Raw genomic sequence first — 12,278 nt, 5'->3', positions numbered from 1 at the left:
CTCATTCGGGCGGCGCCGGTTCGGCCGATTCCTCGTCGAGCAGCCGCAGGTCGGCGCGGGTGATCGTCGTGGTGAGCAGGAGTTCCTTGATCAGGTTGTGGTTGAGGGTGTTGCCGACCGGTGGCGGAATCTCTTTCTCCAGGAGCCCGGAGACCTTGCGGCTGAGCCGGGTGCGGACCTTGGCGACGATGTGGGCCGCCCGTCGCCAGCTCCAGTCCTCGGTCGGCTGCAACGCGCTCAGCTCGGCGGCGACCTGGGCCCAGGTCAGCGGCTGTGGCTGCGGCTCGTGCCGCAGGTATCGCTGGCCGAGGCAGACCAGCACCAGCTTCTCGACCGGGCTGAGCTGCCATTTCTCGCGGTCACGCGTTTCGGCCTCGTGCCCGTCCGGCTCGCCCTTCTGTGCGGTGGACGCGGCGACCCGGACCTCCAGCAGGTGGTCCTGGCGCGGGCCGACGATGAACAGTGGCGTGTAGCCCAGCGGCAGCTCGGCCCGGTCGCCGCCGAGCACCAGGCAGGAGCCGGGTAACCGGATCGGCAGCCGGCCGATGTTGTTGAGCACCCAGCGGGAGTGTTCCCGGGTGATGATCCCGTGCCGCCGGCTCACATGGGGATCGCCGACGCCGACGCATACGTGCACCTGCGGCTCGTTACGTCCGAAGACCAGTGGAAAGCCGGCGTCCGGGGCGACGCTCATCCCGCCGTTGACCCCGAGCACGAACAGGGTCTCCGGCCGGGCTGGCGGCAGCCCCCGGGCCAGGCTGCCGGTCTCCCTCGGCAGCAGGCCGACCTTGCTGGACGACCTGGGAAACGACATCGCCACCGCCCGTCTCCTTCCGCTGCCGCAGCCACGGCGCCACCGTAGGCGATCCGCTCCGGGAGGGGTCCCGGATCAGAGCTTGCCGCCCGCGGACTCCTGCGTCTCCCTGCCCGTGGTGGAGACGTTGCCGTTGGCGTACTGGAAGCCGTCCACCAGGATCACGTAGTTCAGGTTGCCGGTGGTGATGTGGTAGTCGATCTGCCAGCTGGTCTGCTGCGGCGCCGCCGGTATCTCGACGGTACGCCGGTACGGCAGCGGCACGTCGCGTACCGTCACCGCCTCGCCGTTGACGGTGGTGGTCAGGGACTTCACCGTCGTCCTGCCGAAAATGTAGAACTCCAGGGTGCGGGTCTGGCGCACCGGGGTGCTGGCCGGCGGCGGCGCGGGCGAGGTGCTGGGCCGGGGCGCCGTCGTCGCCGGCTCGGACCCGTCCGGGAGCAGCGCCAGCAGCCCGGCGGTGGCACCGACCACCGCGAGCACCCCAGCGGAGAGCAGCAGGGTACGCCGGTCCAGCCGGCGTACCGGCACCTGCCGATCGGGCCCGCCTCGGGGTCCCGGCGAAGTCACCTCCGGCGCCCGGGGCGGGACCGTCGCGTCTGGCATCCGGGGCGGGACGGGCGCGTCTGGCGGCCGGAGCGGAACCGTCGCGTCTGACGGCAGGGGCGGGACCGTCGCGTCTGGCATCCGAGGCGGGACGGGCGGTTCCGGCGGCAGCGGGAGCGGCGGGTTCTGCGCCTCGCTGGCCCGGAGGTCGATCTCGGCCGTCACCGCCGGTGGCAGTTCGGTGGCACCGGCCGGTCGCTCCCGGACGGTCGAGGCCAGTCGACCGGTCAGCTCGGGCAGGCTGGGCCGGACGGCGGGATCGGGATGCAGGCACGCGGCGAGCAGCTCCCGCAACCCGTCGTCGGGGACGCCGGCCAATCCGGTGCTGCCGGGCGGGGCGCCGGTGCAGGCGTACGCGATCGTCGCGCCGAACGAGAAGACGTCGCTGGCCGGGCCGACCGGCGTACCGGCGAGTTGCTCCGGGGACAGAAATCCCCACGAGCCGGCCCGGGTGCCGCCCGGTGCCGGAAGGCCGGCTCCGGTCGCGGCGGCGATGCCGAAGTCGATCACCCGTGGGCCGTCGCCGGTCAGCAGCACGTTCGCCGGCTTCAGGTCCAGGTGCACGATCCCGGCGGCGTGGACCGAAGCCAGCGCCTCCGCGATGCCGGCCGCGAGCGCCCAGACCGGATCGGGGGGCAGCGGACCGAACCGGCGTACCGCGTCCCGAAGCGACAGCGCGGGCAGAAACTGTGTCGCCATCCAGGGGCGCGGGGCGTCCGGTGCCGCGTCCAGGAGCCCGGGGCTGTACCGGCCGCCGGCCGCCCGGGTGGCGGCGACCTCGGCCCGGAAGCGTGCCCGGTACCCGGGGTCGGCGGCGAATTCGGCGTGCATCACCTTCACCGCCACCGCCCGGCCGCCGACCGACCGACCGAAGTAGACGAGTGCCATCCCGCCCGCGCCGATCCGCGCGAGGATGCGGTACTGCCCGATCACTCGCGGATCGTGCCGCTCAAGCGGTCGCACCGGCGCCTCCCGTCGGCGGAACCAGGGCTTCCACATATCCCTCTCGGGTGCCGACGAACAGCACGCCGCCCGCACTCACCAGGCCGCTGTTGTCCGAGACCGGCCGCGGGACGACGCTCGCCTCGTAGGTCCAGCGCGGCCGGCCGTCGGCCGCGTCCAGCGCGTACACGACCTGGTCCGTGCTTGCCACGTAGAGCGTGTCACCGGAGAGCCGCAGCACACTGTCGGCATCCAGGCTCCGGGACCAGCGCGGCTCACCGGTCGCGGCGGCCAGCGCGAAGACCTCGCCGAGACCGCCGCTGGCGTAGAGCGTGCCGCCGCCCAGTTGCGGTGGTGAGCTGCCGACGAACGTCGCTATCCGCCAGGCGGTCGCCCCGGTGTCGACGCGTACCGCGGCCAGGGCCCGGGTGCGGTCGATCGTGAACACCAGTCCCTCGCCGACCAGCAGGTAGAGCGCGTAGTCGACCGGAGACCGCCATCGGGTCCGCCCGGTGCTCGCGTCCAGGGCGATCAGTTCGGTGTCGTTCACCGCGACGACCAGTCCGTCACCCGAGGCGAGATTTCTGACCTCGCCGATCCGGGCCGTCCACCGCACCCGACCGTCCCGTACGTCCCGCGCCCTGATCGGATCCCCCCGACCGGAGCAGAGCACCGACCCGGCGACCACCGGAAAAATGGGAATCTCCGGAAACGGGACCCGGTGGCTCCACCGGACGGCGCCGGAGCCGGGGTCGACGGAGGTCAGCCGGGGATTGCTGCTCTGCGACTCCAGCACCAGGCCGCCGGTGACCAGGCCGAGCAGCGTCGCGGGATGCTTCCAGCGGGTCCGGCCGGTACCCGCGTCCAGCGAGTGCAACTCCTGTTCCCGCGTCTTCGCCAGCACCACACCGCCGAGGGTGAACAGCTCCGGGTAGTAGTCGCTCACCTTCGTCCGCCACCCGGGTACCGCCGACGGCAGGGCGGCGGTGGTGCCCGGCGCGGGGCTGGACGAGTCCGGCGTACCGGTCGGGGCGGCCCGGTCCGAGCCCCGCTCGCGGAGCAGGAATCCGGCGCCGGTGGCGACGGCGAGGGCGCCCACGGCACCGCCGAGCAGGTGCCGCCGGTCGAGCCGCCGGTTGCCGCTGGGGGTGCGGGGCTGCTCCGGCGGTGCCGCCGCCCCGGCCGTCGCCCACCCGACCACGGCACCTGGGACCACTGCCGTGCCGGGATCCGCAATCCCCGGCTCCCGCGCGCCCTGGCCCGGCTCCCACGTCTCCTGGCCCGGTGGCCGTGTCTCCTGGCTCGGCTCCCGCGCGCCCTGGCCCGGTGGCCGGGTGTCCTGGCCCGGTTCGCAGGTGTTCTCGGCTGGCTCTGCGGAGTTCCCGTTACCTGCCGTGGCCGGCGGGCCGGCCGCCGCTCCGGGCCCCGACGAGCCGAGCAGGTCGCGGGCCAGGGCGGTGCGTCGGTCGATCTCCTCGACCAGCGGCGCGGGCAACCATCCGGTACCCGCCACCGCCGTCGGCAGCACGCCGAGCCGGTCCACCAGCTGCCTGGCCGGCGGGCGTTCGCCGGGCACCACCCGCAGGCAGGTCGTGATCAGGTCCAACAGCGCGGGATCGTCGATGCCGTCGAGGTCGGCCTCGGCCGTCTGTACCCGGTACATGGTGGCCAGGGTCGCGTCGGACCCGAACGGTTCCCGACCGGTCGCCGCGTACGCCAGCACCGCGCCGAGCGAGAAGATGTCGCCCGGTGGCCCGGCCACGCCACCGGAGACCTGCTCCGGCGACATGAATCCCGGGGTGCCGATGATGGAGCCGACCTGGGTGATCGCGGTGGCGTCCTCGGGTCGGGCGATGCCGAAGTCGATCACCCGTGGCCCGTCGGCGGTCAGCATGACGTTGCCGGGCTTCAGATCGCGGTGGGCCAGGCCGGCCCGGTGGATGTCGACGAGCGCCTCGGCCAGTCCGGCGGCCAGCAGGCGTACCGCGGACGGTGGTAGGCGTCGCTCGGCCCGTACCGCCTCCCGCAGCGACAGGCCCGGCAGGTAGGCGGTGGCCAGCCACGGCGCTGCGGCCTCCGGGTCGGCGTCCAGTACCGACGCGGTGAAAGCGCCGGCCACCGTGCGGGCGGCGGCCACCTCGCGCCGGAACCGGGCCCGGAACTCGAAGTCGCTGTGGAACCGTTCCCGGACGACCTTGACCGCGACCGCCCGGCCACCGGGCGAACGTCCGAGGTAGACCAGACCCATCCCGCCCGCGCCCAGCCGGGCCACCAGACGGTACGGGCCGACACCGTCCGGGTCGGACGGCAGCAGCGGCTTCAACTCCCGCCCTCCCGGTGCCGTGGTGCGCCGTAGTGCGGTCGCCGACACGATCACCCAGAGCAGTCACATCGACCCGCCCGCCTATGGTGCGACTGTAGTCAGTGCACCCCGGCCATGGGCAGCCCGTCCGAGCACCGGACACCCCCACCGGACGGGCGGGCCCGGCTGTCGCACCGGACCCGTCCGCCCGCCCCCGATTGTGGGTACCGTCTCCGCGCGGCCTAACCCGACACCAGGCGCAGCACGCCGGCACCGTCGGCGGTCCAGCCGGCCAACTGCACCAGCAGCGCTCCCCGTTCCGGCGCCGGCCGCTTCGGTACGCCGTCGGCGCCGCAGGTGATCGCGCCTCCGCCGCCGCCGAGATAGAACTTCGTCACCCCGCAGCTCTTCAACGTGCCGGATCCGCCGGCTCCGGTCGACATGGTCAGCTTGAAGTCGATCTGCACGTCCCGCTTCACCTTGGTCACCGAGAAGGTGCCGCCGTCCACCCTGATCCGGACGGGCTTGGAGACGGCCACCTCGCAGGTACCGTCCGCGCAGGCCGCGTAGCGCCGGCCATCGGCGGCGGCGGCGATCCGGACCGGAGCCGGGGTGGTGGCGGCATCAGGAGCGGGGGTGGCGCTTGGCGAGGGGGTGGCGACGGGGGACGCGGCGGTGCTGGCCGGGCTCTCCGGTGCGGCGCCGTCGCGACGTGCGCCGCACCCGGTCGAGAGCAGTACGGCGAGCAGCGCGCATCCGGTCTGCCACGAGATCGTGCGGGCCACGCCGGCTCCGGTGGTAGAGACAGTCATCTTCGACTCCTGGTGCTGGGCTCGGGTGTCCACCCTTTTGTAGCGAGGACTGCCGGGGACCCCTCCCGGCGCCGAGCCCGCTGGTCCGGACGCCACCACCGGGAGCACCCATGGTCCATACAATCCACTGTCAGCGCCCGGCCTCCCGGTTGCCGCCCCGCACCAGCCCAATCATCAGGAGGAACTGGCGAGATGACCACCAAGGTCTGCCCCGCCTGCGGCACCGTGGACGACAGCGACTCGGCCTACTGCCTGGAACCGGCCTGTGGTGCGCGGCTGCTGGAGGGCGCCAGCGACACCGGTGCGGACCCCGGTCGCCGCCCGGCCGGCGAGCCATCCGCGGTTCCCGACGATCCACCGGTCAGCGATGAAGCCAGTGTGGACCGACCCGGCAATTCCGCCAGCGCCGAATTCGGTGTGGACCAGGCTGGCAACTCCGCGAGCGGCGGATCAAGTGTGGACCGGACCGGCAATGTCGAAAGCGCCGCACCCGGGCGTGACCCCGCCGGCGATGCGGCGGCCGGACCGGTGGACCGCGCTGACGGCACGACGGCAGCCGGGGTGTCCCGGACACCGCCGGCTGGGACGGCGACGGCTGGGACGGCGACGGACGGGACGGCGGAACCCGGTACCGCCTCCGTCGGGTCCGGCGACTCCTCGCGGTCTTCCGGCGGTCTGGTCGTCGGAGCCGCCGTACTGGTGGTCATCGCGGTCGCGGTCGCGGCCTGGCTCGGCGCCGCGCCGTCCCGGCCGGAACGGGACGTTGCCGCACCGCCGAGCGCGGCGCCGCCGGTCCCCGCGGTGCCTCTCCCACCGTTGGGTGCCACCCCGCTGCCCTCGCTCACCCCGCCGGCCGGCGGCACACCCAGCGTCGTCCGGACCACCCCGCCCCGGGCCCGGCCCCCGGCCAGAACCACGCCGGCCCGCGCCACCAGACCGCCGACCGCGACCAAGCGCCCCACGCCGACCCAGGCCCCGGCCCAGGCCGAGCCGTACGTCACCGCGAGCAGCGCGCCGTTCTGCAGCGGCGGGAGCTTCCGGCTCGGGGTGACCGCGCAACTGCACAATGCCAGCCGGGCAAAGGAGGCGTGGCTGCGCATGGACTTCGGCAACGACAACTGGGCGGGCTCCCCGATGGACGGCGGGCCCACCCGGTTCACGGAGTACGAAACCGGGCTGCCGGACGGCCCGCCGACCCAGCGCTGGTACGTGGCGATCATTCTGCCGGACGGGCGCGAGATCAAGTCGGCGACGAGGACCAGCACCAACCCCTGCTGAACGGAGCGTAGCCATTGATGTCGGGCTCGGACGCCTCAACTCCACCGGCGGGGTGAGCCGGTCGCCGCGATGGGTCGCCGATGGCGGCTCCCGTGAACGCGAACTGGGATGTCGAGATTGGCAGGATGTTGTCCCCGATCTTTCGCCATGCGGTCGACGGCGCGCGTGCCATCTTGGAGGCAAGCGTCGATCCCCGGAGGTGATCGCCGAGACCGTTGGCGAAGAGATCGGCACGGTCGCAGCCGGTCGACCACGGTCTGTGCTCGTTTGGCTGACCGACCGGATCTCGTGGGCGTGCGCGCGGGGCCGGAACGGCTGTAGTGCGTGCGAGGCCCGGCTTCTGCAGGACTGGTCGCTCGGCCGCCTCGTTCGGCTCGATCTCGTAGACCTGCACGAACTGGGCCAGCCGGTCGACCGGAAGCTTGACCCTGCCGGCTTCCGCACCCGACACGTACGCCGGGGCGTACGGATTCGGTCGCTACTACGCCTCGCTCGGCCTACTCGACGAGGACGGCGAGCCGGCGCAGGTTGTCGCCGAGGAGGACATCGACTGGTCCGGCACCACTGTCCTGGTCCCGGTCCCGGCCGGCTGACCGTCACCGCTCCGGGCTGTGCTGCTCGATGGCGCGCTGGATCGCCCGGTATATCTGCCCGAACCGCAGCGCGTCCGAGCTGCGCAGCAGCATCACCTCCTCGCCCCGGTACTGCACCCACAGCTCCTGCACCTTCGCACCGCGCTCGTACGACCGGTCGAGCCAGTAGAGCGGCACCTCCAGGAACGGGAAGAGCGCCAGCGCACCGACGACGCAGACCGCCAGGACGATCGCGGCCAGCTTCCACTCGCCCCGGTCCTGGGCCGAGTACGCCAGCGACAGTACGCAGACCATCACCACCAGCGGCGGGATCGAGAGCAGGAAGATGAGCACTCCTCGCCCGGCGAGCCGTCCCCGGGTCCGGGCGGTGCCCCGGCCTCGGGCGTGCCAGAGGTAGGACACCTCGGCGATCGGCACGCTGTGCCCGTTGACGTGGATGGTCTCGGAGGTTACCCGTACCGTGTCGTCCCGGTAATAGAGCGTCACCGTTCCAGCAAAGCGCGGCGCCCGCTGTCGGCGCCACCGCCGCAGACGGTCGGATTCGGGTCAGCCCGAGCGTCGGCCCTTGTCGGCGCTGCGGATCGGCCCTTGTTGGCGCCGAGGATCAGCCCTTGTTGGCACCCAGCGTCAGCCCGGCGACGAACTGCCGTTGCAACACGAAGAAGACGATCAGTGTCGGCAGGGCGACCAGGATCGACCCGGCGGCCAGCAGGTTGTAGTCGGTGAAGTAGACCGACCGGAGGTTGTTCAGCGCGCTGGTCACCGGCAGCTTGTCGCCGGTGGACATCAGCACCACCGCCCAGAGGAAGTCGTTGTAGATCCAGGCGAACTCCAGGGTGCCGAGCGCGCCGAGCGCCGGCCGGACCAGCGGCAGCACCACCCGCCAGTACTGCCGCCACACCCCGGCCCCGTCGACCGTGGCCGCCTCGATCAGCTCGCGCGGGATGGTGTCCATGTAGTTGCTCAGCACGAAGACGCAGAACCCGGTCTGGAACGCGACGTGGATCGCGATGATCCCCCAGTACGAGTCGTAGACCAGCTCCGACGGCCAGCTCATCCACCAGGGCAGCGGAATCTTGGTGTACATCAGGTAGAGCGGGGTCAGCACCACCTGCTGCGGCAGCAGGTTGCCGGCGGTGAAGAGGATCAGCAGCATCCGGCCGCCGGGCAGCCGGCGCCGCGAGATCAGGAACGCCACGAACGAGGCGAAGAAGAGCGTCAGCAGCACCGCCGGCACGGCCACCAGCAGCGTGTTCAGGAAGTGCTGGGGCAGGTTGCCGCCCTGCCACGCCTGCACGTAGTAGTCGAAGTTCAGCGTCTTCGGCAGCGAGAAGTATCCCTCGGCGGCGGTCTCTGCATACGGCCGCAGCGAGGCGTAGAGCGGCAGCAGCAGCGGCACCAGCCAGCCCAGCGCCATCGCCCAGAGGAAGACCCGGATCACCCACCGCCACGGGCTCACCGGCCGCTTCCGACGCGGGCTGCCCGGCCCCGTCGCCCCGCGCCGGCCGGCGGCGGCCCGCTCCGCAGTGCCGACTTCAGCGCTCATGCCCCGTCCTCCCGCCGGAAGACCTGCACCAGGTAGACCGCGATGAAGCCGGTGGAGATGAGCAGCAGGATCACCGCGATCGCCGACCCGTACCCGATCCGGCTGGCCTCCCCGACGATGTTGTCGGTGACCAGCACCGAGAGCAGCTCCAGACCATTGCGCCCCCGGTTGATCGCGTAGACGATGTCGAACGCGCGCAGCGCCTCGATGACGGTGATCACCAGCACGATCACGTTGACCGGGCGGAGCGTCGGGAAGACCACCCGGAAGAAGGTCTGTACCTCGTTCGCCCCGTCGATCGACGCCGCCTCCTTCAGCCCGGGGTCGACGGCCTTCAACCCGGCCAGGTAGAGCAGCATCACGTATCCGACGTGCCGCCAGCCGACCAGCAGCAGCACCGACCAGAGGTTGATCGACGGGTCGCCGAGCCAGTCGATCGGGTTGTCGGTCCGGCCCAGGATCGCGTTCGCCGCACCGTAGTCGCGGGAGAAGACGAGCTGGGCGATGAAGCCGACCACCGCCAGCGAGAGCACCACCGGCAGGTAGAACGCGGTCTGGTAGAAGCGGGTGAACCGCATCTCCCGGTCCAGCAGCACCGCCAGGAAGAGCCCGAACGGGGTGGCGACCAGGCCGAGGAAGGCGAGCCAGATCAGGTTGTGTCGGACCGCCGGCCAGAACGGCGGATAGTTGCTGACGATGTTGACGTAGTTCTCCAGCCCGACCGGCCGGATCTCGGTCAGCCCGTCCCACGAGGTGAACGAGAGCCCGATCGAGGCCAGCGTCGGACCCCAGATCAGCACCAGGTCGAGCAGGAGCGGCAGGCCGAGCAGCAGCCCGATCACCGCGATGTCGCGCGGGGTGAATCGGCCGATCCGGCGCCGTCGACGCCGGGCCGGCGACCGGGGTACGTCCGCAGCCCGCCCAGCCTGGTCCGGCGGTGCCGTCGGGGTCGGAGTCACCGGCGACCTGTCCTCAGTCCTCAGGAGGCGAAGATGGTCTTCTTCTGCGACTCGATCCGGCTACATAGCCCGTCGATGTCGTCCGGCTTGTTCAGGAAGCTCTGCAACGACGGGATCATCACCGTCGAGGCGAAGTCCGGCCGGGTGTCCCGGTCGAGGAACTGGGAGATCTGCTTCGCACCGCCGACCAACTCCACCGCCTTCTTCTGCAGTGCGCTGTAGCCGCTGGTGTCGGCGCCGTTGTGCGTGGCGACGTTGTTCGGGTCGGACTTTAGGTAGGTGTTCTGCGCCTCGGCGCTGGCCAGGTAGCGGAGCAGGTCCTTCGCCCCGTCGAGGTTCTTCACCTTGCTGGAGATCATGAAGCCGTCGATCGGCGCCTCGACCGCGTCCTGCCCGTGCGCCTCGACGATCTGCGGGAACGGGAAGAAGTCCAGGTCGTCCGCGATCTCACCCTGGAACTGCTGGCCGACGAACATGCCCAGCAGGTACATCCCGGTCTGCTTCTGGCCCAGCGACTGCGCCGCCTCCTGCCAGGTCCGCCCGTTCGCCCCCGGCTGGCAGAACGGCAGCAGCTCCCGCCAGAGCGTGAAGACCTGCTTGACTCGACTGTCCTCCCAGGACTCCTTGCCGGCCATCAGGCTGACGTGGAAGTCGTACCCGTTGGTGCGCATGTTGATGTAGTCGAAGGTGCCCATCGCGGGCCAGCCGTCCTTGTCGGCCATGGCGATCGGAACGATCCCGTCCGAGCGCATCTTCCCGGCCAGCGCCTTGAGGTCGTCCCAGGTCTTCGGGATCTGGTAGCCCTTCTCCTGGAAGAGGCTCTTCCGGTAGAACATCGCCCACGGGTAGTAGTAGAACGGCACGAAGTACTGCTTGCCGTCGGTACCGGTGGAAGCCTGCTTCATCGCGGCCGAGAAGTCGCCGCCGATCGACTGCCAGATGTCGGAGATGTCGGTGGCCAGCCCCTGGGCGGCGAAGTACTGCATCCGGAACCCGGAGAACCAACTGAAGACGTCGTCCGGCGTCGCCTGGAGGTAGCGGGTGATGTTCTCCTGGAAGGTGTTGTGGTCGACGGTGTTGATCTTCACGTCGAGCCCGGAGTTGGCGAGCACCTCGGCGAGCGCCTTCTTCGGCACCTCGTCGGAGTAGTTGGAGCCGAAGGTCACCGTCCCGCCGCTGCCGCCCTCGGTCGGCTTCTCACAGCCGGCCAGCCCCACGGGCAGGGCCAGCGCACCGGCCGCGTACGCGGCACCGCCGAGCAGGCGGCGCCGGTCGAGCGTGGGGCGCGCGGAGCGGGAGGCCGCAGGCGGAATGGCCGGGCCGGACGGGAAAGTCGCCATCGTGTCTCCTCGCGCCGCTGCGGGTGGGATCGACGCCGCTTCACAGCGGCCTATCGAAGCACGAAACCTGCTCGCAACAGTAGGAGGGCAGGCGGAAGAGGGTCAAGAACTTAGATCAATTGGTACTGGATCGACGGCCCGTGGTCCGCGATCGCCACCAGCAAACTGGCAGCGCCGGCTGGCGGCGGCTATTTGCCGAGGACGTCGTCGACGGTGGTGGCGTTGCCGGCTCGGCGTAGCCAGGTGTCGAGTTGGGTCAGGTCGGTGCAGGAGAGGATCTGCTCGCGGGCCTCGGCGGGTACGTCCACGCCGCGCCCTTCGAGCACGGTCAGAATCGCCCGGGCCTCACCTCGGGCCTCACCTCGCGCCTCGCCCTGCTCTTCGTGTCGGGCGGCGAGTTCTCGCAGTAGTTCGCTGCGGTATTCGTAGCCGGCGGTGGTGGTCATGAAGGCCTCCCAACGGGTCCGGGCTGTTGCGGGCAGTCCGGCCAGTACTACGTCATAGTACAAGATCGCGGTCTTCGGATTGACTGAGCGAAGTGCTGCCATCAGGGCGGGGAAGGTGGCTTCGACCTGGGGGTCGTGGCCGTGGCAGATGGCGGAGAGGACGGCGAGTGCGGGGTTGGTTCGGGCCAGGTCGACATCCACGACCAGTGGTACGTCGCTGGGTGTGAAGATCAACGGTCGTAGTGACAGGCTCAGTCCGTCGAACTCGAACAGGCTGCGGTAGCGGCGGGCGGTTCGTGGGTTGGGGCAGTAGACCAGTAGGGCGGCGTCGACGTTCAGTTCGGCTTCGAGATGGGCGACGTAGAGCTTCCAGGTGCGTCGTTTGGTGGCGTCCCAGCGGCGTTGGATTTCGAGTACGACGGCGAGGAGTGGCTGGTCGGTGGGGTCGCAGTAGAGCAGCATGCCGTCTGCGTGGTAGGTGCGGGGGACCAGGACTCGTACGTCGGTGGGGTATGGGCGGGCGTGGTGGTAGTCGGGGACCTTGACGTTGAACACGTGCGTGAGTAGCCAGGCGACCAGGCTCGGGTCGAGTTTTGCCAGGGCGACCGGGGACTCGTGTTCTGCACTGGGCATGCGGGCA

11 protein-coding genes are annotated in these 12,278 nt (G+C 71.0%); 2 read left to right on the top strand and 9 right to left on the bottom strand.

Features of this window, described 5'->3' with window-relative positions; all coding sequences use genetic code 11:
• Position 1: 1 nt before the first annotated feature.
• The 4 genes from EV371_RS26670 to EV371_RS26655 form a co-directional block, all read right to left on the bottom strand.
• Positions 2 to 814 carry a hypothetical protein gene (locus EV371_RS26670; RefSeq protein WP_130466236.1) on the bottom strand — a complete coding sequence of 271 codons (813 nt, stop codon included), beginning with the start codon at positions 812 to 814 and terminating at the stop codon, positions 2 to 4.
• A 75-nt stretch (positions 815 to 889) separates the two neighbouring features.
• Positions 890 to 2,383 (bottom strand): serine/threonine-protein kinase, encoded by a 1,494-nt coding sequence (locus EV371_RS26665; protein ID WP_165436839.1) that lies wholly within the window; start codon positions 2,381 to 2,383, stop codon positions 890 to 892.
• On the bottom strand, positions 2,370 to 4,739 hold the full coding sequence (locus EV371_RS26660; protein WP_207230613.1) for a protein kinase domain-containing protein: 2,370 nt from the start codon (positions 4,737 to 4,739) through the stop codon (positions 2,370 to 2,372). The genes EV371_RS26665 and EV371_RS26660 overlap by 14 nt, the downstream gene beginning before the upstream one ends.
• 167 nt (positions 4,740 to 4,906) lie before the next feature.
• Entirely contained in the window at positions 4,907 to 5,476 is a 570-nt protein-coding gene (locus EV371_RS26655) for a hypothetical protein (protein ID WP_130464480.1), read from the bottom strand.
• A gap of 192 nt (positions 5,477 to 5,668) precedes the next feature.
• Between EV371_RS26655 and EV371_RS26650 the strand changes: the two genes are divergently transcribed.
• A complete protein-coding gene (locus tag EV371_RS26650) occupies positions 5,669 to 6,754 on the top strand; it encodes a hypothetical protein (RefSeq protein WP_130464479.1) in 1,086 nt (361 codons plus the stop codon).
• 422 nt (positions 6,755 to 7,176) lie between these two features.
• Entirely contained in the window at positions 7,177 to 7,347 is a 171-nt protein-coding gene (locus EV371_RS33555) for a hypothetical protein (protein ID WP_165436838.1), read from the top strand.
• Positions 7,348 to 7,350: 3 nt separating this feature from the next.
• Here EV371_RS33555 and EV371_RS26645 read toward each other — a convergent pair whose 3' ends face one another.
• The 5 genes from EV371_RS26645 to EV371_RS26625 all read right to left on the bottom strand — a co-directional run bounded on the left by EV371_RS26645 (position 7,351) and on the right by EV371_RS26625 (position 12,271).
• Entirely contained in the window at positions 7,351 to 7,833 is a 483-nt protein-coding gene (locus EV371_RS26645; RefSeq protein WP_130464478.1) for a DUF6232 family protein, read from the bottom strand.
• Between the two features lie 118 nt (positions 7,834 to 7,951).
• On the bottom strand, positions 7,952 to 8,893 hold the full coding sequence (locus EV371_RS26640) for a carbohydrate ABC transporter permease (RefSeq protein WP_130464477.1): 942 nt from the start codon (positions 8,891 to 8,893) through the stop codon (positions 7,952 to 7,954).
• Positions 8,890 to 9,852, bottom strand: a complete 963-nt coding sequence (locus tag EV371_RS26635) for a carbohydrate ABC transporter permease (RefSeq protein ID WP_130464476.1) — start codon at positions 9,850 to 9,852, stop codon at positions 8,890 to 8,892. The genes EV371_RS26640 and EV371_RS26635 overlap by 4 nt, the downstream gene beginning before the upstream one ends.
• A 20-nt stretch (positions 9,853 to 9,872) precedes the next feature.
• Positions 9,873 to 11,192 (bottom strand): ABC transporter substrate-binding protein, encoded by a 1,320-nt coding sequence (locus EV371_RS26630; RefSeq protein ID WP_130464475.1) that lies wholly within the window; start codon positions 11,190 to 11,192, stop codon positions 9,873 to 9,875.
• 188 nt (positions 11,193 to 11,380) lie between these two features.
• Positions 11,381 to 12,271, bottom strand: a complete 891-nt coding sequence (locus tag EV371_RS26625; protein ID WP_130464474.1) for a hypothetical protein — start codon at positions 12,269 to 12,271, stop codon at positions 11,381 to 11,383.
• Between the last annotated feature and the right edge of the window lie 7 nt (positions 12,272 to 12,278).

It is taken from the genome of Plantactinospora sp. CNZ321, assembly GCF_004217235.1.
This window is presented reverse-complemented; position numbering and strand designations above follow the sequence as displayed.